We start from the raw sequence: 18,685 nt of genomic DNA, 5'->3' as shown, positions 1-18,685 counted from the left end.
TTAATGGTTCAAAAAATTGTGGTTGATTTTTGTGAGATTGCGTCGGACAATTTCCTTTGCTCGTTTTGCAACTAAAAATATTTCGTAATCGAATGTTGTCTCAAATATTTAAGCCACGACCCGAGCAACGCGAACTGGCGCAAGCAATTCACGAATTTTTAGCTTCGTTATTTTTTGCCACGGTGCACGGATCACACGGATTTTGCTTCACATCGGGGTTACGCGGGTCAAACCGATTGAACGACGAATTGCGTCGGTATAATCTTAACTAATCTTAACTTTCTTAATTGTTCAAAAGTTTCAACGATACTTTTCGGTAGCGCAAAAGCGAAGCATCTTAATGACCTCAATGACCTTAATGGTTCAAAAAATTGTGGCTGATTTTTGTGAGATTGCGTCGGACAATTTCCTTTGCTCGTTTTGCAACTAAATATTTCGTAATCGAATGTTGTCTCAAATATTTAAGCCACGACCCGAGCAACGCGAACTGGCGCAAGCAATTCACAAATTTTTAGCTTCGTTATTTTTTGTGACGGTGCACGGATCACACAGATTTTGCTTCACATCGGGGTTACGCGGATATAACCGATTGAACGACCGAATAGCGTCGGAACAATCTTGACTACACTTAACTTCCTTAATTGTTCAAAAGTTTCAACGCTACTTTCCGGTAGCGCAAAAGCGAAGCGCCTTAATGCTCTTAATGAACTTAATGGTTCAAAATTTTGCAGTTGATTTTTTTGTCGAGGATTGCGAACTTTCCGGTTGGTGTTATTTTGGTGGTTGAACGGGATTTGAGGTGACAAGCACGCGTTAGCGATTTGGCCATTGTCTAAGCTCTTTTGAATGCGACCAGCTTTCAAAAAGCGAGTGGCCAAATCGCGGCCGCGGCCAATCGGGCTTCGTATTTTGGAAGGTATTTGTGGCCGCGGCAACGCCCAAATCCTTAAAAAAACCAAATTGCGGCCGAACTTCGCTAACTTTGGGAAATAGATTTCGACCATGAAAAAAATCCTAACCGTTTTGATTTTGACAGCAACCTTATCGGCCGTCGCCCAGAAAAAATACAACCTTTTGATTGGCACTTACACGAATTCCTGCGAGAGCAAAGGCATTTACGTGTTCGATTTCAATACCGAAACGGCCGATTCCAAGCAAAAATCGTCGACAGGAAAGTTGGTCAGTCCAAGTTATCTCTCGGTTTCCCCGGACAAAAAAATCGTGTATTCGGTGAACGAGGACGGCAAAAAAAGTACGGTCACGGCGTTGAATTACAACCAGAATTCGGGCGAGCTTTTGTATGTGAATAGCGTCGATTCGAAAGGCGCCGATCCTTGCCACATCATCAACGACGACAAAAACGTGATCGTTTCGAATTATTCGGGCGGCACGATCTCCATCTTCAAAAAGAAACCGAGCGGCGGATTGACCGAAGCGGCACAAGTGATCGCCCACGAAGGCCACAGCATTACGAAACGCCAGGAAAGCGCGCACGTACACATGGCGCAGTTTTCGCCCGACAAGAAGTTCGTCTTGGCGAGCGATCTGGGTTCGGACAGGATTTATGTATACCGATATTACCCGGACTCCGAAAAGAAAATCCTCGAATTCCAGGACACGATCCCAATCAAGACCGGAAGCGGGCCGCGGCATTTTGTTTTTTCGCCGAACGGCAATCAGGTTTACGCGATCCAGGAACTCGACGGGACGATCACGGCCTTCAATTATGGCGATGGAAAAGCCAAGCGCATTCAGGAAATTTCTATCGTGAAGCCTGATTTTAAAGGCGATATCAGTTCGGCGGCGATCAGGATTTCTTCGGACGGAAAATTCTTGTATGCGACCAATCGAGGCGATGCGAACACGATCTCGGTGTTCGAAATTGGAGCGAACGGTCGATTGACGCACAAATCGACAATCCCAACCGGCGGAAAAGGCCCGCGAGATTTCGCTTTGAGCCCGGACGGCAAATTCGTGCTGATCGCGCACCAATACACGAACAATGTTACGATTTTCGAGCGCAATCCGGCGACCGGACTTTTGGAAAAAACCGCAAAGAAAATCGAGATATGTTCGCCGGTTTGCCTGGTTTTCGACGAAATCAAGTGATCGATTTCTTAGATATCGGCTATCTCGAAACGGGAAGTGAAAGCCAGAGAAAAGCTTTTACGGTTTTGTCCGAAAGCCGTGTTTTGGAACGATTGTGTGAATTTGATCCTGTTTTGATCGGGACTTTCCCCATTGGGATCGCGGTCGAATCCAGTGATTTGGATGTGGCTTGTCACTTTGGCGATAAATCGGAATTTATTCTGAAGCTGCAATCGGAATTTTCGGACTTTGCACAATTTGGAATTCGGGATTTTGTGTTGGATGGACTCGAAACGGTGGTTTGCAATTTCGTTTTTTCAGGTTTTGAATTCGAGATTTTTGGTCAACCGATTGCCGTGACTTCTCAAATGGGTTATCGGCACATGGTTGTCGAACATCGGATTTTGTTGGAAAAAGGGGAAGATTTTAGAAATGAGATTATCGGTTTGAAAAACTCCGGGCTTAAAACCGAGCCTGCTTTTGCGGTTTTGCTTGGGATTTTGGGCGATCCTTATTTGGGATTGTTGGATTTCGAGGTTTGATTTTACCGTTTTACTTTTTAGATTTTTTGAACCATTAAGAGCATTAAGTTGCAGAACCAAAATCAATGTGGAACTTAATCCATTAGGAAGGTAACTTCAGATTTTTTGAACCATTAAGAGCATTAAGAACATTAAGTTGCAGAACCAAAGTCAATGTGGAATTTAATCCATTAGGAAGGTAACTTCAGATTTTTTGAACCATTAAGAGCATTAAGAACATTAAGTTGCGGAACCAAAATCAATGTGGAATTTAATCCATTAGGGAGGCAACTTCAGATTTTTTGAACCATTAAGAGCATTAAGAGCATTAAGAACATTAAGTTGCAGAACCAAAATCAATGTGGAACTTAATCCATTAGGAGGCAACTTCAGATTTTTTGAACCATTAGGAGCATTAAGAGCATTAAGTTGCAGAACCAAAATCAATGTGGAACTTAATCCATTAGGAAGATAACATCAGATTGTGTCAACTAAAGTCTTGTTATCCGATTAAATTCAGATAAAGTCGAAAGATCAATCCGCATCCGACATGGAACAGAACGAACTCAATTTTACTGAAAGTTTTCCAGGCAATGTCATAAATCGCAATCGGCAGATAAGCACCAACGTGGATCAGCCATGCGAAAACGGCGATCAGGAATATCCAGAATTGCTGTTCGTTCGAGGTGGATTTCGATAGATTCCCGAATTGGAAAATAGCGAAACTGAAGAACAAAACCGAATAAACCCACAAAAAGCCTTTCAAAAATCCCGTTTTGGGTTTTTCGGACATTACCTTTTTTTCTTTTTGGCCGCCTGTGCGCGCAACAATCCGCGGTTCACGGAACCTGTTTTTTTCTTGGTTTTTCCGGGTCCGCCGAGGTTGATTTTTTTGTTTTTAGCCGATTTTTCGTGATGGGAAGCGCCTCCGTCAAGTTTTACCTTTTTCATGAGGAACTTGACTTTCTCCTTTTCCTTTTCGGGTCCGATGAGCAAAGTCGAGATTTCCACATCTGATGGCAATTCCAAAATGTCGATTTCCCTGTCCATGAGCATTTCGGCTTCGATCTTGATGTCTTCCTCACGCGGAGCGACAAATGAAATCGCGATTCCGCTTGCGTCGGCACGACCTGTGCGCCCAATCCTGTGCATGTATTGCTCCGGAAGTTCGGGCATCTCGAAGTTTATGACGTGGGAAATCTCGCTGATGTCGAGTCCGCGCGCCATTATGTCTGTCGTTATAAGTCCGCGAAGCAAGCCGTTCTGGAAATCGGCCATCGTGTGAAGCCTGTAATTCTGTGATTTGTTTGAGTGGATGATCCCGAATTGTCCCGGAAATTCCTCGTCGATCTTCTCGAAAAGCATGTCGGCGATTTTCTTGTTGTTGACAAAAACCAAGATGCGTTCTGTGCTTTCATCGGTTTGGATCAAATGCTTGAGCAAGTTGACTTTCGTATTGAAATTGGGCACCTGATACGACAATTGCTCGATTTTTTCGAGAGGCGTTCCCGACGGCGCGAGCGTGATTTCCTCGGGAAAATCGAAGTAATCGTTGAGGATTTCATCGACATCATCGGTCATCGTGGCCGAAAAAAGTATGTTTTGGCGTTTGGTTCTCATCATCGCCAAGATCGAAGTCAGCTGCGGACGGAAGCCCAGGTTGAGCATTTCGTCGAATTCGTCTATGACCAGTTTTTGTGTTTCGTCGAACCGAAGGACGTTGTCCAAAGCCAGATCCATAACGCGACCCGGCGTTCCAACCAACACGTCAATGCCTTGGTAAACCGATGTTTTTTGGGTGTTGATATTCACGCCACCGTAAATTCCCAACGCGCGAAGTGACATGTATTTTGCCAATTTTTCGACTTCCTCGACGACTTGTACGACGAGTTCGCGCGTTGGTACGAGGATTACGATTTTTGGTGTTTCGGTCGGAGTAAATTTGTAGAGTTTGAGCAATGGCAACAGATAAGCGAACGTTTTTCCCGTTCCCGTCTGGGCGATTCCCATCACGTCGCGACCGGACATGATGACCGGAAACGCTTTCTCCTGGATGGGCGTCGGTGTTTCGAAACCGAGCTCGTCTACGGCTTTTTGGAGTGATTTCGGGAGGTTGAACTGTTCGAATGCCATCTTTTAATTTTTTGCAAAGATAGTGATATTACGCGCAGAAGCGTCGGGCTTAGCTATCGGAACTAAAATCCAAATTTTGAACCATTAAGGTCATTAAGGCGCTTCGCTTTTGCTGAACCGAAGTTTGGCTTGGAAGTTTTTGAACCATTAAGGTCATTAAGGTCATTAAGGTCATTAAGGTCATTAAGTTAATTAAGGCTTTTTGCTTTTGCTGAACCGAAAACTATTTTTTAGTTTTTTTGAACAATTACGAAGTTAAGTTAAGTTAAGTTTAGATTGTTCCGATGCGATTCGGTTAGATCTGTGGTATCTGGAAGCGAAGCGGAAAATCCGCGTAAATCCGTGTAAATCCGTGCATCCGTGGCAAAAAAAAAGCAAAGCGAAAAATTCGTGAATTGCTTGCGCCAGTTCGCGTTGCTCGGTTTGTGGCTAAAATATCTGACATACCACGCTAGTTGTTTGATGCGATCTTTACAAAAAATCAGCGACAATTTTTTGAACCATTAAGGTCATTAAGGCGCTTCGCTTTTGCTGAACCGAAGTTTGGCTTGGAAATTTTTGAACCATTAAGTTCATTAAGTTCATTAAGGCTATTCGCTTTTGCTGAACCGAAAACTATTTTTTAGTTTTTTTGAACAATTAAGAAGTTAAGTTAAGTTTAGTTTAGATTGTTCCGATGCGATTCGGTTAGATCCGTGATATCCGGAAGCGAAGCGGAAAATCTGTGTAATCCGTGTAAATCCGTGTATCCGTGGCAAAAAAAAGCGAAGCGAAAATTCGTGAATTGCTTGCGCCAGTTCGCGTTGCTCGGTTTGTGGCTAAAATATCTGACATACCACGCTAGTTGCTTGATGCAATCTTTACAAAAAATCAGCGACAATTTTTTGAACCATTAAGGTCATTAAGGCGCTTCGCTTTTGTTGAACCGAAGTTTGGCTTGGAAATTTTTGAACCATTAAGTTCATTAAGTTCATTAAGTTCATTAAGACTTTTCGCTTTTGTTGAACCGAAAACTATTTTTTAGTTTTTTTGAACAATTAAGAAGTTAAGTTAAGTTTAGATTGTTCCGATGCGATTCGGTTAGATCCGTTTAATGCGTGTAAATCCGTGCATCTGTGGCAAAAAGTTATCTGCCGATCAAAAGGCCAAAACCAACATCAGCCCGCTCATCAAAATCATCAAACCATCTTCTACGATCGTTACCGTGCTCATCGGCAGATTGAAAACAGCTCCAAGGCAAGCGCATCGGATCGTTTTTTTGTTCATCACACTTTGCAGCACGCCGATAATGCTTACAGACATCACCACAAACGTCACCGAATTGGTCAAAATCGGATTGAAATCCACCAAAAAAGCGATTCCGAGTGCGAGTTCGACGAATGCATAAAGGTAAGCCCACGCCGGAATTTTTCTGGCCAGGACGTCGTACATCACATAACTTTCGGCGAATCCCTTGAGGTTTAGCATCTTGAAAAACGAGAACGTCAGGAAAAATCCCGCCATGAAGTGTCGCATAAATTGCATCCAATTGAAGGTTTGATGGATTTGGACGAGAAGCGAAATGACTGATATGTAAGAAAATATCAACAAAATAGGAGTATAGGTCGCAACCCAACTTTTTGTTGTTTCGGCAATTTCGCTATGGCTTTCGGCCGAAATTTTGTATTTGCCGTCGTTTCCGAGTGCTTGCTGCAAGTCCGAAATACCGACGTGTTTGTCCATTGAAAGTGTGGCCGTGTGATTTTCGAGTGAAATATCTGCCGAAGTGATTCCTTCGACCTGCAACAACCGGCTTTTCACCTTGAATTCGCATCCGGAACAAGTCATCCCGGAAATCTGATAAGTATGTGTCATGATTTTTCTGCTTTGCTCAAGTACAAATTTCGCGTAAAGATCAGCTTTTGGCTTGCACAATTCCGGAAGATTTCTGCCTGATTATAGTTCGTTGAGCGAAATCCGGCTGCCGCGTGAATTCCGAAACTCCGACGGCGTTTGTCCCGTAACTTTCTTGAACTGTCGCGTCAGGTGTGAAGCGCTGCTGTAGTTGAGATTGTCCGCAATTTCGTTCAGGTTGAATTCGCCGTATTCTAATAATTCCTTGACGCGCTCGATCTTTTGCAGAATGTAAAATTGCTCGATCGTCTTGCCGTTCTGTTGCGAGAAAAGATTGCTCAACGCGCTGTAATCCTGATTGATGCGCGAAACGAGATAATCGGATAAATTGACCTTCAACGCATTCGAATCCTGATGCACCAAACCCACGATCAGGTTCTTGATCTTCTCGACGGTCTGCGTTTTTTTGTCGTCGATGAGTTCGAATCCGAATTTATGCAAAGCCGCGTCAACCCTTGATTTTTGTGCATCCGACAAACTTTTCGACAGTTCGACCACGCCCAATTCCACCAAAACCGGAGCAAATCCCAATTCCTCAAAAGTGTTGCGGACGACCATTTTGCAGCGGTCACAAACCATATTTTTCACGCGAAGTTCCATTTTCCAAAGATACGCAATCGCGGTTTTTATTTTTTGGGCGTTGCCGCGGCCGGAAATCTTGTGAAATTACAACGTCTCATTGGCCGCGGCCGCGCTTTCGCCACTCGCTTTTTGAAAGCTGATCGCATTCAAAAGAGCTCAAACAATGGCGAAATCGCTAACGCGTGCTTGCCACAAGATCGTTTCGTTCGTGATTAAAGTCCTCAAAAAAAGGAAATTACGGAAGGTTTTACTTCGAGAATTTTAAACCATTAAGTTCATTGAGAGCATTAAGGCGATTTGCTTTTGCGCAACCGGAAAGTATCGTTGAAACTTTTGAACCATTAAGGAAGTTAAGTGTAGTAAAGATTGTACCGACACGATTTGGACGTTCAATCGGTTAGATCCTTGCAATCCCGAAGCGAAAATCCTTGCCGTGAAAATCTTTGCATCGCCGGCAAAAATCGACTACTAGTTTTTAAACCATTAAGTTCATTGAGAGCATTAAGGCGCTTCGCTTTTGCGCAACCGGAAAGTATCGTTGAAACTTTTGAACCGTTAAGGAAGTTAAGTGTAGTTAAGATTGTACCGACACGATTTGGACGTTCAAATTCGTGACCCGAGCAACGAAATTATTTGATACATCGTTTGGCCACGAATACACGAATGTATGGCAATTCCAATGCGATTTTCCTGTCGAAAATACGGGTGCTTCGTGCAAATTTTTGGAGCACATTCAGCCCATTCGCTTACTAGGGTTGTGCTAAAAATCAGCCCTAAAATTCCTGGATTGCGTTTCCGAAAACCTTACGATCCAAAATCCAGCCTCAAAACTTCTCGAAAGCGCCCAATCCAAACAAAGCAAAATCGTATTTCGAAGGATCGGTCGCGTCGAATTCGCGCAACTTCGAATCGAGTTCGGCAAGTGCTCTCGCATCGTTTTGCGTGCGCGTCAAAAGGCCGAGTTTTCGCGCGATGTTTCCGGAATGGACATCCAAAGGACAAGACAAAACCGCCGGAGAAATGGACTTCCAAATTCCCAGATCGACACCTTTGTTGTCTTTTCGCGCCAGCCATCGCAACATCATGTGAATGCGTTTGGCCGCGCTTCCGTTCAAAGGATCTGAAATGTGTTTTTGCGTGCGGCCTTGGTGCGGAATTTCGAAAAATACTTTCTTGAAGTCTGAAATGCCTTTCTGCAAATCATTTGCATTTTTGGCAAAGACCGCTTCCATGCCGCCGTGATTCGTATAAATGTGGCGAAGTGCACGCACAAAGGTTTTGAGGTCTTCGGCATTGAAAGTGCGGTGTACGAAACCTTCGAACTTGTCAAGATTTTCCTCAGAATGCGACATCACGAAATCGTAAGGCGAATTTCCGGTCAAATCCATCATTTTCTTTGCGTTCGCAATCACCGATTTCCGGTTTCCCCAAGCGATCGTCGCGGCGAGAAAGGCCGAGATTTCCACATCTTCCTTGAGCGAAAAACCATGTGGAATCTGGATTGGATCCGATTCTATAAAATCAGGATTGTTGTACAATTCGGACTTCTCGTCCAGGAAAGCTTTCAGTTCTTCAAACGTCATCATCGCTGTTTTCGAAGGCGCAATTTATACGATAGTCCGAAGTTGAGCAAATGTCCATAAGCGATTCCGTGGTTCGGCGAAAACCTGTAAATACTGGGCTGATAATTGATCTGGAAGTAAAAGCGCTTGTTGAGGCGCAATCCGAGGTCGAGATTTGCGGTAAGGGAATTGTTTGAGAAAGACGCGACGTAAATATCTTCGTCGTTTATGAAATCGTGCTCGTAGGTCTTGAAATGGGCGGCCACGAAGCCCAAACCGTATCCAAAATGCCACCTTTTCCAAACATAGTTATCGGTCAATCTCAGAAAAAAGGCCGTTGCATAAGCTTGATCGTCGAAAATTGTGTTGTTCAAAGGCGCGACATAACCTGTTCCGATCGAAAAATAGCGCTGGTCGGCATAGCTGTAATCGAGGTTCAGTCGCGCTGTGAGATACGAGACGCCCACGAAATCATAGCCTTTTTTGGAAATGTTGATGGCCGATATAGGCGAAATTCCCGGCGTCAGATAAAGTTCGCCTTTCTTGATTCCATAAATCGCGTTCCAATCCTGTCTTAAGTTTCTCTCCGGTTTTTGCCCGAAAGCGCGAGGATTCGATCCGTAAGCGCAAATCGAATCGCCGTGTGTCGAAATATTGACGAAATTCCCGTAAGTGAAGCGTTGTTTGCTCAGTAGATCGATCGCGAAACCAATCGGCATAAAACCCGCTTGCGTCGCATTCAACGCGATTTTGCTGTCGGTGAAAGGATAAAGCGTGAGGTTTTTGGAAAGGCTGTCGGTTTTTACCGCGAACGGAAGTTGCACTTTCTGCCGTTTGACGTTCACTTTCGCGGGCAAGTTGTATGTCGAATCGAGAATCGTAACGGTCGTATTGGGCTTGTCGGAACTGAACGTGATGTCGTAATGGCTCTTGTTCAGGATTGTCGCGCACGAAGTCAACAGCAGGCAAATCACAAAAAAGGAAAGGAATTTCATAAAAGCAATTTCGGGAAAGATGCGGATTTTATTCGAGGGTTGCGTCAACTTTCGGAATCATTTCCGACCTGAAACCATCCGACAGGTCTTTTTTGCGCAATTGCGGACGAATCCCGAAGCGTTTCGCGAAAAAATCCAGTTGTCCGGAATTTACGGCCGGCAGGAAAACATCGCCTGTGTTCCAAAAAAAATCGCTGTGCAAGGGCGAGTGATAGTACAGATTTCCGATCATTTGTCCTGTGCAACTGCGGTCGTTCCTCGAATTCGGATGCGGCCAGATCACATTTCGAAACGAAAGTGCCGTGGTCTTGTTGGCCAATTTGTTGTCGGTGACCGAATCGAGTTTCAATGGTACGAAAACCAGTATCGAAGCCGCGATCGTCCCGAAAGTCAGCATTCCAAAAATCGCTTTTTTGTTTTGGACAATGCATCCGACGCAAAACATTCCGAAGAACAAAATGAAGTTCGTGAAAAACCGATATTGGGGCGAGAGCCAAAGCAGCAAAAAAAACTGGACTACCATCGTCAAGTAGGCGATCCACATTGGCTTCTTCGGATAAAATCTGGCGATGAAAATCGGGCTCAAAAGAGCAAGTAAAACACCGATCGTGTTGAAAAAGCCGTGCAGTTTGGGCAATCGCATCCAGCGCACAAAAATCTCCCAAAACGGCATAGCGTCGTATTGCTGCTTTGTCAGTCCGAATGGAAACGGCCTGCTTTCGACGAAAAAGAAGTCGGCGACCTGTCTTGGAACGGCATAATCGGTCTCGAATCCGAATTGGTACGGAAGCGGGAACAGGGCTTGTCCGCTCACGATGATGTTTTTGGTAATGAAAAGCGCGAAAACGGTCAATCCGGCGAAGAAGATGCGTTTTGAAATCAGGTTTCTGAAATCGGATAATAGCAACCAGATCGGTAAAATCACTAGTGCCAAAACAGTGATTTTAATGTAAAGCGCGAAAAGCACGAGCAGTGCCAAAAGCGTGAAATTTGCTTTTGTTGGCGTTTGGAAATGGCAGAAAAATACATCCAAAGCCAAAAACGTCAATACGAAAACAGGAATGTCAGCCGCCGGCGCGCCCGAGAATTGCAGCAAGAAAACGTTGGCTATCGGGAGCAAACCCATTGTCAGGGCGACTTTCGATTTGGTCTCGAGAAAATCGAGCAACCTGAAAACCGAATACAGATTGGCTATAAGCAAACAAAATCCGCTCAAGTCGTTGAAATTCGGATACAAAAACGAGAAGCTGAACGCGCTCTGGGCAATGTGCCAGCCGCTCATTTGCGCCAGGAAGATGTGCAGATTCGCCAAACCTTTCACGAATCCGAACTCATTCAACCACTTGATTGTCTGGATGTAATAAGATTCGTTGTCGAGAATGTAAGGCGCTGCCGCCGACTTGGCCAAAATAAGGATCGCGTTTACGGCAAAAAGCAGTTTGAGCGATTTGGGAAGTTTCGAGAACCGAATTTTGAGCAAGCGGAAATTCGCCACGACGGCATTTCGGAAAACAAAAAAAAGCACGATGTTCAGCACCAAAAGCGCTGTGTGGAATTCCCAATTGATGCGTCCGAAAATCGCCCAAAATGACGCGATGACCGTGATAGCGAACAATCCCAAAATCGAGATCGTTGTGAAATCGGACGTTTTGGTCTTGAAAAGCGAGTTTGCGCAAGCCCCGAAATTTACGGTCGTAAAGACGATGTAGACGAAGGAAAGCGCGATCAGTAGCATTTAGTCGATTATTAGTCCGTCGCTCATCGTGAGTTTCCGGTCGGCCATGTCTGCGAGGTCTTCGTTGTGCGTGACGATCACGAAAGTCTGTCCAAGCTCGCTTCTCAACGTGAAAAACAGGTTGTGCAGGTTTTCGGCCGTTGCGGTGTCGAGATTTCCCGAAGGCTCGTCGGCAAAAATCACCGAAGGCTTGTTTATCATGGCCCGGGCGACCGCAACGCGCTGCTGTTCACCTCCGGAAAGTTCGCCGGGTTTGTGGTCGAAACGGTGCGAAAGTCCTAGGTAATCGAGTAGTTTTTTGGCTTCGGATTCTACCTCGGACTTGTTTCTTTTGGCGATGAATCCCGGAATGCAAGCGTTTTCAAGCGCCGTGAATTCGGGAAGCAACTGATGGAATTGGAAGATGAAACCCAAATGCGTATTGCGAAAGCGCGACAGGTTCGTGTCGTTCATGCCGAGCAAATCCTGTCCGTCGATACTAAGGCTCGTGCCTTGTGTTACAGCCGGACGGTCGAGCGTTCCCAAAATGTGCAACAAAGTCGTTTTCCCTGCGCCGGAAGCGCCAACAACCGATACGATCTCGCCTTTTTCAATGCTCAGGTCGACGCCTTTTAGCACGTGAAGTTTGTCGTAATATTTGTGGATGTTGGTCGCGTGGATCATTTTTTCGGGTTTTGGCAAAGAAACGATTTTTTTTCGGACGCATTCCGCATTGACTTCACTTTGGAATCCAGGAATCAGTGTCCGAAACGCGTTGTCCGGTAAAAAATCAGGATATTGATTCAAGTCAGATTTGCAGTCAGTTTCGATCCCGTCAACTCAGGTACTCAGATACTCAGCAACTCAAACATAAACTTGCGTTAACGGAAAATCCAAAACCTCAGTCCTGACGTAATTTTGTACATCAACACGAATCTTATGAAAAAGCTATTGTTCATTCCGGTTGTCATTGCGTTTTTTTCGTGCATGGCCAAGGAGAAACAGCAAGATCACGACAAAAAAATCAAGATGGAAGAGCAGAATGGAATGGAGACCGCGACGTTTGCGGGCGGATGTTTTTGGTGTACCGAAGCGGTTTTCCTCGAAATCGACGGAGTGAAGAGCGTGACTTCGGGTTATATAGGCGGAAAGGTCGCCAATCCGAGTTACAAAGACGTCTGTACGGGCGACACCGGTCACGCCGAAGCGGTGCAGATCGTTTTCGATCCGAAGAAAGTACAGTTTGGAGAATTGCTCGAGATTTTCTTCTCGACACATGATCCGACGACTTTGAACAGACAGGGAAATGACGTCGGAACCCAATATCGCAGCGAAGTTTTCTACCACAATGCGGCCCAGAAAGAACTTACCGAAGCTTACATCAAAGAGCTCGAAAAAGAGGCGACTTACGGCTTTGGCAAGAAAGTTGTTACCAAGGTTTCCAAAGCGCCAACTTTCTATCCGGCCGAAGATTACCATCAGAATTACTACGCACAGAACAAGGAAAACCCCTATTGTTACTTTGTGATCACGCCAAAGGTGGAAAAGGTCAAGCAGAAATACAAAGCGCAGTTAAAACATCAATAATGCCTTTATTCGTAAATAACATGGTGAAAGACAAATTAGGATTGATTGCCGATCAGGCTGTCGATGCGAACAAATCGCGCGATCTGGCCTTGAGCATCTTGTTCGACTGTATTGGGATGCTTTCGTTCGCGATTCCGTTCGTCGGGGAATTCGGGGACGTCATTTGGGCACCGATTTCGGGTCTTTTGATGGCCTGGATGTACAAAGGAACGTCAGGAAAAGTCGCGGGTGTTTTCTCGTTTTTTGAGGAAATCATCCCGTTTACAGACATCATTCCAAGCTTCACGCTGATGTGGTGCTACACTTATCTCATCAAAAGGAAATGATCTTGAGACATCATTTGTTTGGGAAACGCCCGGGATTCAGTCCTGGGCGTTTTTTTTATCGTGGAACAGGAATCCGAGGCCGAGGCTTTTCAGCATTCTTTTCTCGAACGCCCAAAAAAATCTGAATTGTCCGAATAACGTTCCGAAAGCAATCAGCAAAACCTGATAGACCGGAAAAATAAGCACGATGTAAAGCGGATAATAAATCCAACCCGAAGTTTCTCCCTTGACGATTCCAAACCAGGCCAGGATCGGCTTTGAAAGATAAGCCGCCGATGATCCGGTGATCGCGAAAACGACAAAGATTAGGACGAGCTGGAAACCGGAAGTGATTCCCCAACGCTCCTTGAGTTTTTTCATCAGGAATGGGATTGTCCCAAAAATACGGAATTGTTCGCGAAAGCAAAAGCTAGATTCTCGGAATCGGGCCGCCCAGACGCACTTTGTTCGAAAGCTGGAAATAATTGAGGTAATTGAACAGCAGATAATTCACTTCATACCCATAATTGATAGAGCCGCGGTAGTCGATTTCCAACTGATACAAATCGGCATTCCGGTTGCCCAATGGCGATCGCGTATTGATATTGAATTGCGTCACCCAAGGAATATTGTGCTGTTCCAAATACGATTGCGAATAGTAACCGCGCGGCCTGGCGTTCATGTTCATCCAGTTGTTGAATCCGGGATCGATGATTATCACCTCATACTCGAGGGAATCGTTCACAATTCGAATCGTGTCGCCTTTGGAAACGACGGTTTTTGCACCTGACTTTTGTTCGGAAGAAGCAATGGAATTTTGTTGCGTACTACACGCGAGAAGGCTTGCGAAAAGCACAACTGAGCTGATGATGGTTTTCATTGTGTGTGATTTTCTACTTAAAGATACGCAATCGCCTGGTGAGGTTGGGACGACTTAACGTTTCTTTATCCGGATGCTTCACAGTCCGAGTTTGGCCACGATATCCTCGACCTTTTTTTCGGTGTTGTTCAGCTTTTCCTTGCAGAAAGCGATCAGCTTCGAGGCGCGTTCCACCTTTTCGGCCAATTGGTCGATCGAAACCTGGTCGTTCCGGAGTTCGTTCAGGATAACATCTAGCTCTTTTGCAGCACTTTCGTAAGTGATTCCTTCCATTTTTCTTGTTGTTCTTTGGTTACTACGGCTGTTATTTTTCGGCTGTACATTTCAATTTCGATTTCGTCCCCGACGGCGATCTCGTTGGCATCCGAAATCACTTTCCCGTTCATTTTCACAAGTGCGTATCCTTTTTTGAGGATTTGGCCCGGATGGAAAAGATCGGGGATTTCCTCCAGCATTTCCATTTTGCTTTTCTCGCGGTTGATGGCGTTCCGACTCAGCAATGCCAATAGTTCGGACGTATTTTGCAAAACGGCTCTTTGTTCGTCTGTCGCTTGTTTGGCCAACAGGGAAATCGTGTCCTTGGCTTCAGTCAATTTTCTGGTTTCCGATTCTGTCCGCGATTTCGGCTTGACCGATAAAAGCTGGATGCCCGAATTCAGGAAAAGTTCTTCGCCCGACAATCTTTGCTTTACCAATGCCGCAATCCTGTTTGACAAATTGTGAAGCTCGCCGCGTTTTTGCCGTGTCATGCTCACGGCTTTGGCGGCCAGAAACTGTGTTGCCAAATCGATTTTGTTTGTTTCCGATGCCATTTGCCGCTTGTAAAATTCCATCACATAAGCATAACCCGATTCGACCTTGACCATGAACCGATAAGCCTTGTCGACGATAAAAGCCCCGACGGCACTTGGCGTCTTGAAATGTCGGTTGGCCGTAAAATCGACGATCGAGCTGTCGGTTTCGTGCCCGATTCCCGTGAAAACCGGAATCTCGAATTCGGCCACGACTTTGGCGATCGAATAGGCGTTGAAAACCTCGAGGTCGAGTTTGGAGCCGCCGCCGCGAATCAGCACGACGACATCAAATTCGTGCTGTGGCAAACTTTTGAGCGTGTTCACGATGTCCTGTTCGGCTCTTTCGCCTTGCACCTGACAAGGAAATTCGGTGATCGAAAAGTCGAATTTATGTTCGTTCGCCTTGATCTGTCTTACGAAATCTGTGTGTCCGGAGGAATTCGGGGCGCCGACCAAAGCGATTTTCTGCAAGACGATCCCAGGTTGGATCTTGGCGTTTTTTCCGATGAGCCCTTCCTCGAACAACCTGTTGTAAGTCGCTTGTTTCCGACGTTCAAGCTCGCCTACATTGAACGATTTGTCGATCGACATCACGTTGAGCTGCAAGCCGTAAAGTTCAGAGTAAGTCAACTCGGCGAAAGCCAAAATTTCCGACCCGTTCCTGAGCACATTCGGGAAATCCTGACCCAAGTCGAGTTTGATCTGATCGAGATTCGAGTTCCAGATCATCGCGCGGCATTTGGCCAGTACGACGCCATTTTCAGATTCCATGAGCTCGAGGTAATAATGTCCTGAGCGGTGATAAGTCACGCTGGCGATCTCGGCGCGGAGCCAAAACTGCCTGCCTTTGATCTGTTCCTCGAAAACCTCGCGTACGCGCCCAAGAATTCTCGAAAGCCTGTATGTTTTCCTTTCGCCCACGATTCAAATTTACCAAAAAGCGCCGGAGTGCCTCAAGGCAAAGGGAACGAGTTTTGAACGCCCGACCGAAACTTTTGCACAGGTTTTCAACGGTTGGTTTCCAACAACCTGATGGATTGGTAGCTTGCTTTCGATGCGGGTTTTTGTTCCGCAATCCGGATGCGAATCAACATTTGAATGACTTCGGTCTTCCCTAGATTCTCGCGCTGCCAAGAAAATGAACCATTAAGAGCGTTAAGGACATTAAGGCTGCGTCTACAAATTGATGTGAAAGTTGCCCGATTATTTGAAGAACACTTTCCGCTCAAGATTTAACTTTTTTTACGGTTTTTCTATAATTGAAAGTCGTCGAAATCTTCGAACTTCGCCAGACCTAACAAATCTTCGAGATTTGTTAGGTTTTGGGAAATCCCTGTAAAATCTTTATAAAATCCCGCTAAAGTCGCAATTTACCTTTCCTAAAAAGTAAAAAAAAGCCGTCTCAGTAGAAACGGCTTGATAGCATATTTTGGCAGTTTTATCAGTTGCCTTCGGGTTTCAAAAGGCCGATAATCTGCTCGGCCAATTCCGTTCCTATCCTGTCCTGTGCTTCGTTTGTCGCCGCTCCGATGTGTGGCGTCAAGGAAACTTTCGGATGCATCAAAACCTGGATTGCCGGAGTCGGTTCGTTCTCGAAAACGTCGAGTCCGGCGAACGAGATCTTGTTCGTGTCCAAAGCTTCGAGCAACGCGACCTCGTCGATTACGCCGCCGCGCGATGCGTTCACGATTCCTGCACCGTCTTTCATGGTCGCGAATTCCGTCGCTCCAATCACATAGCCGTCCTGAGCCGGAACGTGAAGCGAAATAAAGTCCGAATGTTTTAGGATGTCTTCCATCGGTTCGGTCACGATGTCGACGTTGATGAACTGTCCGTTGTAAAAATCAACCTTGATTTCTGCGTTTCCGACGAATTTATCCGAAGCGATCACGCGCATTCCAAGTCCCAGGCCAATTTTGGCTACTGCGCGACCAATCCGTCCAAAACCGATGATTCCCAATGTTTTACCGCGCAATTCCGTTCCGGCCGCGTAAGCTTTTTTCAATCCGTCGAAATTGGAATCGCCTTCGAGCGGCATGTTTCGGTTCGAATCCTGAAGGAAACGCACGCCCGTAAACAAGTGCGCGAAAACCAATTCGGCTACGGATTCAGAGGATGAAGCCGGCGTGTTGATCACGTGCAATCCCTTTGAACGCGCATAGTCGACGTCGATATTGTCCATCCCGACGCCGCCGCGACCGATGATTTTCAAGCTCGGGCAATTGTCGATGATATCTTTTCGCACTTTCGTCGCCGAACGCACCAAAATCACCTCGACCTTGTGGGCGTTGATGAAATTCTCGACCTGTTCCTGGGCGACTTTGCTCGTGATGACTTCAAATCCGGCTTTCTCGAGAGCGGTTTGTCCGGCCTGTGAAATGCCGTCGTTGGCTAGTATTTTCATTATCTGAAATTCAATTTCTGTTCGTTATTTTTATTTGGGCGGCAAATTCGCGCTGTCCACTGTATCTTTTTTGCTGTAAAATTTGGGATAAGGGCAAATCCTGGCCAGCAAAAAAGGATGCCGCTGCCATCACGGCCGCGCTTCGGTGTCAGGCAGTTCGTTCGAGTTCTTTCATCACGTCAACCAGAACCTGCACGCTTTCGATTGGCATTGCGTTGTAGATTGACGCGCGGTATCCGCCGACAGACCTGTGTCCGGCCAATCCCGAAATTCCGGCAGCTTTCCACGCCGAATCGAACTTTTCGGTCAGTCCTTCGTTTTCCAACAGGAAAGTCACGTTCATTTTCGATCGGTCTTCGACAACCGCCGTTCCTTTGAACAAAGGATTTCGGTCGATTTCTGCGTAGATCAATTCGGCTTTTGCGTTGTTGCGTTTTTCGATCTCGGAAACGCCGCCAAGGTTTTTGAGCCATTGCAACGTCAAAAGCGAAGTGTAAGTGGCGAAAACCGGAGGCGTGTTGTACATGCTTTCCTTTTCGATGTGTTGTTGCAGATTGAGCATGTTCGGGATCGTTCTTCCCGTCCTGCCCAGAATTTCTTCCTTGACGATTACCAGAGTGACGCCCGCCGGCCCCATATTTTTCTGTGCTCCGGCATAAATCATCCCGAACTTCGAGAAGTCGAGTTCGCGAGAGAAAATATCCGAACTCATATCGCAGACCATCGGGATTTCCAGGTTCGGGAAGTCGTGCATCTGGGTTCCGAAAATCGTGTTGTTCGATGTGCAGTGGAAGTAATCGGCATCTGTCGGAACAGCATAACCTTTTGGAATGTGGTTGTAATTCTCGGGTTTCGACGAAGCCACGACAACCGTTTCCCCAAAAGATTTCGCTTCCTTGATCGCGCCGCTTGCCCAAGTTCCCGTGTCGAGATAGGCCGCTTTTCCGGCTTTCGTCATCAAGTTGTAAGGAACCATAAGGAATTCAAGGCTCGCGCCACCGTGCAAAAACAAGGCTTGGTAACCTTTGCCCTGAAGTCCCAGAAGCTCAAGTGCCAAGGCGCGCGCTTCGTCCATCACGGCCACGAAATCCTTGCTGCGGTGCGAGATCTCGATGAGCGACAATCCGGAATTGTTGAAATCGAGCACGGCCGCCGCCGCCTTTTCCAAAACTTCCTGCGGAAGAATAGACGGGCCGGCGCTATAGTTGTGTTTTTTCATCTGATTGG

At 46.0% G+C, this 18,685-nt stretch carries 18 protein-coding genes; 4 read left to right on the top strand and 14 right to left on the bottom strand.

The features are described from left to right. The first annotated feature begins 1,002 nt into the window (after nucleotides 1-1,002). Both EOO49_RS07605 and EOO49_RS07600 read left to right on the top strand, forming a co-directional pair. Nucleotides 1,003-2,109, top strand: coding sequence for a lactonase family protein (locus EOO49_RS07605; RefSeq protein WP_290844307.1), 1,107 nt, complete (start codon nucleotides 1,003-1,005; stop codon nucleotides 2,107-2,109). Further along, entirely contained in the window at nucleotides 2,106-2,630 is a 525-nt protein-coding gene (locus EOO49_RS07600) for a DUF4269 domain-containing protein (RefSeq protein WP_290844306.1), read from the top strand. Before EOO49_RS07605 ends, EOO49_RS07600 begins: the two co-directional genes overlap by 4 nt. A 481-nt stretch (nucleotides 2,631-3,111) precedes the next feature. On the opposite strand, the gene EOO49_RS07595 is transcribed toward EOO49_RS07600, so the two are convergent. The 8 genes from EOO49_RS07595 to EOO49_RS07560 form a co-directional block, all read right to left on the bottom strand. After that, nucleotides 3,112-3,402 carry a hypothetical protein gene (locus EOO49_RS07595; RefSeq protein WP_290844304.1) on the bottom strand — a complete coding sequence of 97 codons (291 nt, stop codon included), beginning with the start codon at nucleotides 3,400-3,402 and terminating at the stop codon, nucleotides 3,112-3,114. Next, nucleotides 3,402-4,742, bottom strand: a complete 1,341-nt coding sequence (locus EOO49_RS07590) for a DEAD/DEAH box helicase (protein ID WP_290844302.1) — start codon at nucleotides 4,740-4,742, stop codon at nucleotides 3,402-3,404. Before EOO49_RS07590 ends, EOO49_RS07595 begins: the two co-directional genes overlap by 1 nt. Nucleotides 4,743-5,879: 1,137 nt before the next feature. Further along, nucleotides 5,880-6,596, bottom strand: a complete 717-nt coding sequence (locus EOO49_RS07585; RefSeq protein ID WP_290844300.1) for a cation transporter — start codon at nucleotides 6,594-6,596, stop codon at nucleotides 5,880-5,882. Nucleotides 6,597-6,677: 81 nt separating this feature from the next. After that, nucleotides 6,678-7,235, bottom strand: coding sequence for an AraC family transcriptional regulator (locus EOO49_RS07580; protein ID WP_290844298.1), 558 nt, complete (start codon nucleotides 7,233-7,235; stop codon nucleotides 6,678-6,680). 806 nt (nucleotides 7,236-8,041) lie between these two features. Beyond that, a complete protein-coding gene (locus EOO49_RS07575; protein WP_290844296.1) occupies nucleotides 8,042-8,800 on the bottom strand; it encodes a TIGR02757 family protein in 759 nt (252 codons plus the stop codon). After that, the gene (locus EOO49_RS07570) at nucleotides 8,800-9,774 is read right to left on the bottom strand and encodes a hypothetical protein (protein ID WP_290844294.1); all 975 of its coding nucleotides are present in this window, start codon (nucleotides 9,772-9,774) and stop codon (nucleotides 8,800-8,802) included. Before EOO49_RS07570 ends, EOO49_RS07575 begins: the two co-directional genes overlap by 1 nt. 28 nt (nucleotides 9,775-9,802) lie before the next feature. Beyond that, a complete protein-coding gene (locus EOO49_RS07565; RefSeq protein ID WP_290844292.1) occupies nucleotides 9,803-11,509 on the bottom strand; it encodes a hypothetical protein in 1,707 nt (568 codons plus the stop codon). Further along, complete coding sequence (locus tag EOO49_RS07560) at nucleotides 11,510-12,172, bottom strand: ABC transporter ATP-binding protein (RefSeq protein ID WP_290844290.1); 663 nt, start codon at nucleotides 12,170-12,172, stop codon at nucleotides 11,510-11,512. A gap of 255 nt (nucleotides 12,173-12,427) precedes the next feature. Here EOO49_RS07560 and msrA point away from each other — a divergent pair, with 255 nt between their 5' ends. Together msrA and EOO49_RS07550 are read left to right on the top strand one after the other, a co-directional pair. Beyond that, nucleotides 12,428-13,075, top strand: a complete 648-nt coding sequence (msrA, locus tag EOO49_RS07555) for a peptide-methionine (S)-S-oxide reductase MsrA (protein WP_366927234.1) — start codon at nucleotides 12,428-12,430, stop codon at nucleotides 13,073-13,075. Then, nucleotides 13,075-13,401: a hypothetical protein gene (locus EOO49_RS07550; protein ID WP_290844288.1), complete on the top strand. Its 327-nt coding sequence runs from the start codon at nucleotides 13,075-13,077 to the stop codon at nucleotides 13,399-13,401. The genes msrA and EOO49_RS07550 overlap by 1 nt, the downstream gene beginning before the upstream one ends. Nucleotides 13,402-13,437: 36 nt before the next feature. Here the strand turns inward: EOO49_RS07550 and EOO49_RS07545 are convergent, their stop codons facing one another. The 6 genes from EOO49_RS07545 to serC all read right to left on the bottom strand — a co-directional run bounded on the left by EOO49_RS07545 (nucleotide 13,438) and on the right by serC (nucleotide 18,677). Continuing rightward, nucleotides 13,438-13,761: a DUF6787 family protein gene (locus EOO49_RS07545; protein ID WP_290844286.1), complete on the bottom strand. Its 324-nt coding sequence runs from the start codon at nucleotides 13,759-13,761 to the stop codon at nucleotides 13,438-13,440. 49 nt (nucleotides 13,762-13,810) lie between these two features. Beyond that, nucleotides 13,811-14,260 (bottom strand): DUF6146 family protein, encoded by a 450-nt coding sequence (locus EOO49_RS07540; RefSeq protein ID WP_290844284.1) that lies wholly within the window; start codon nucleotides 14,258-14,260, stop codon nucleotides 13,811-13,813. Between the two features lie 78 nt (nucleotides 14,261-14,338). Further along, on the bottom strand, nucleotides 14,339-14,533 hold the full coding sequence (gene xseB / locus EOO49_RS07535; protein WP_290844282.1) for an exodeoxyribonuclease VII small subunit: 195 nt from the start codon (nucleotides 14,531-14,533) through the stop codon (nucleotides 14,339-14,341). Beyond that, nucleotides 14,494-15,975, bottom strand: a complete 1,482-nt coding sequence (gene xseA / locus EOO49_RS07530) for an exodeoxyribonuclease VII large subunit (protein WP_290844280.1) — start codon at nucleotides 15,973-15,975, stop codon at nucleotides 14,494-14,496. Before xseA ends, xseB begins: the two co-directional genes overlap by 40 nt. Before the next feature lie 520 nt (nucleotides 15,976-16,495). Continuing rightward, on the bottom strand, nucleotides 16,496-17,458 hold the full coding sequence (locus tag EOO49_RS07525; RefSeq protein WP_290844278.1) for a D-2-hydroxyacid dehydrogenase: 963 nt from the start codon (nucleotides 17,456-17,458) through the stop codon (nucleotides 16,496-16,498). 148 nt (nucleotides 17,459-17,606) lie between these two features. Then, a complete protein-coding gene (serC, locus tag EOO49_RS07520) occupies nucleotides 17,607-18,677 on the bottom strand; it encodes a 3-phosphoserine/phosphohydroxythreonine transaminase (protein WP_290844276.1) in 1,071 nt (356 codons plus the stop codon). Nucleotides 18,678-18,685 lie beyond the last annotated feature (8 nt).

The sequence above is a fragment of the Flavobacterium sp. genome, assembly GCF_004295795.1.
Lineage (GTDB): Bacteria > Bacteroidota > Bacteroidia > Flavobacteriales > Flavobacteriaceae > Flavobacterium.
The sequence above is the reverse complement of the archived record's forward strand: the minus strand, read 5'-3'. Positions and strand labels throughout refer to the sequence as shown.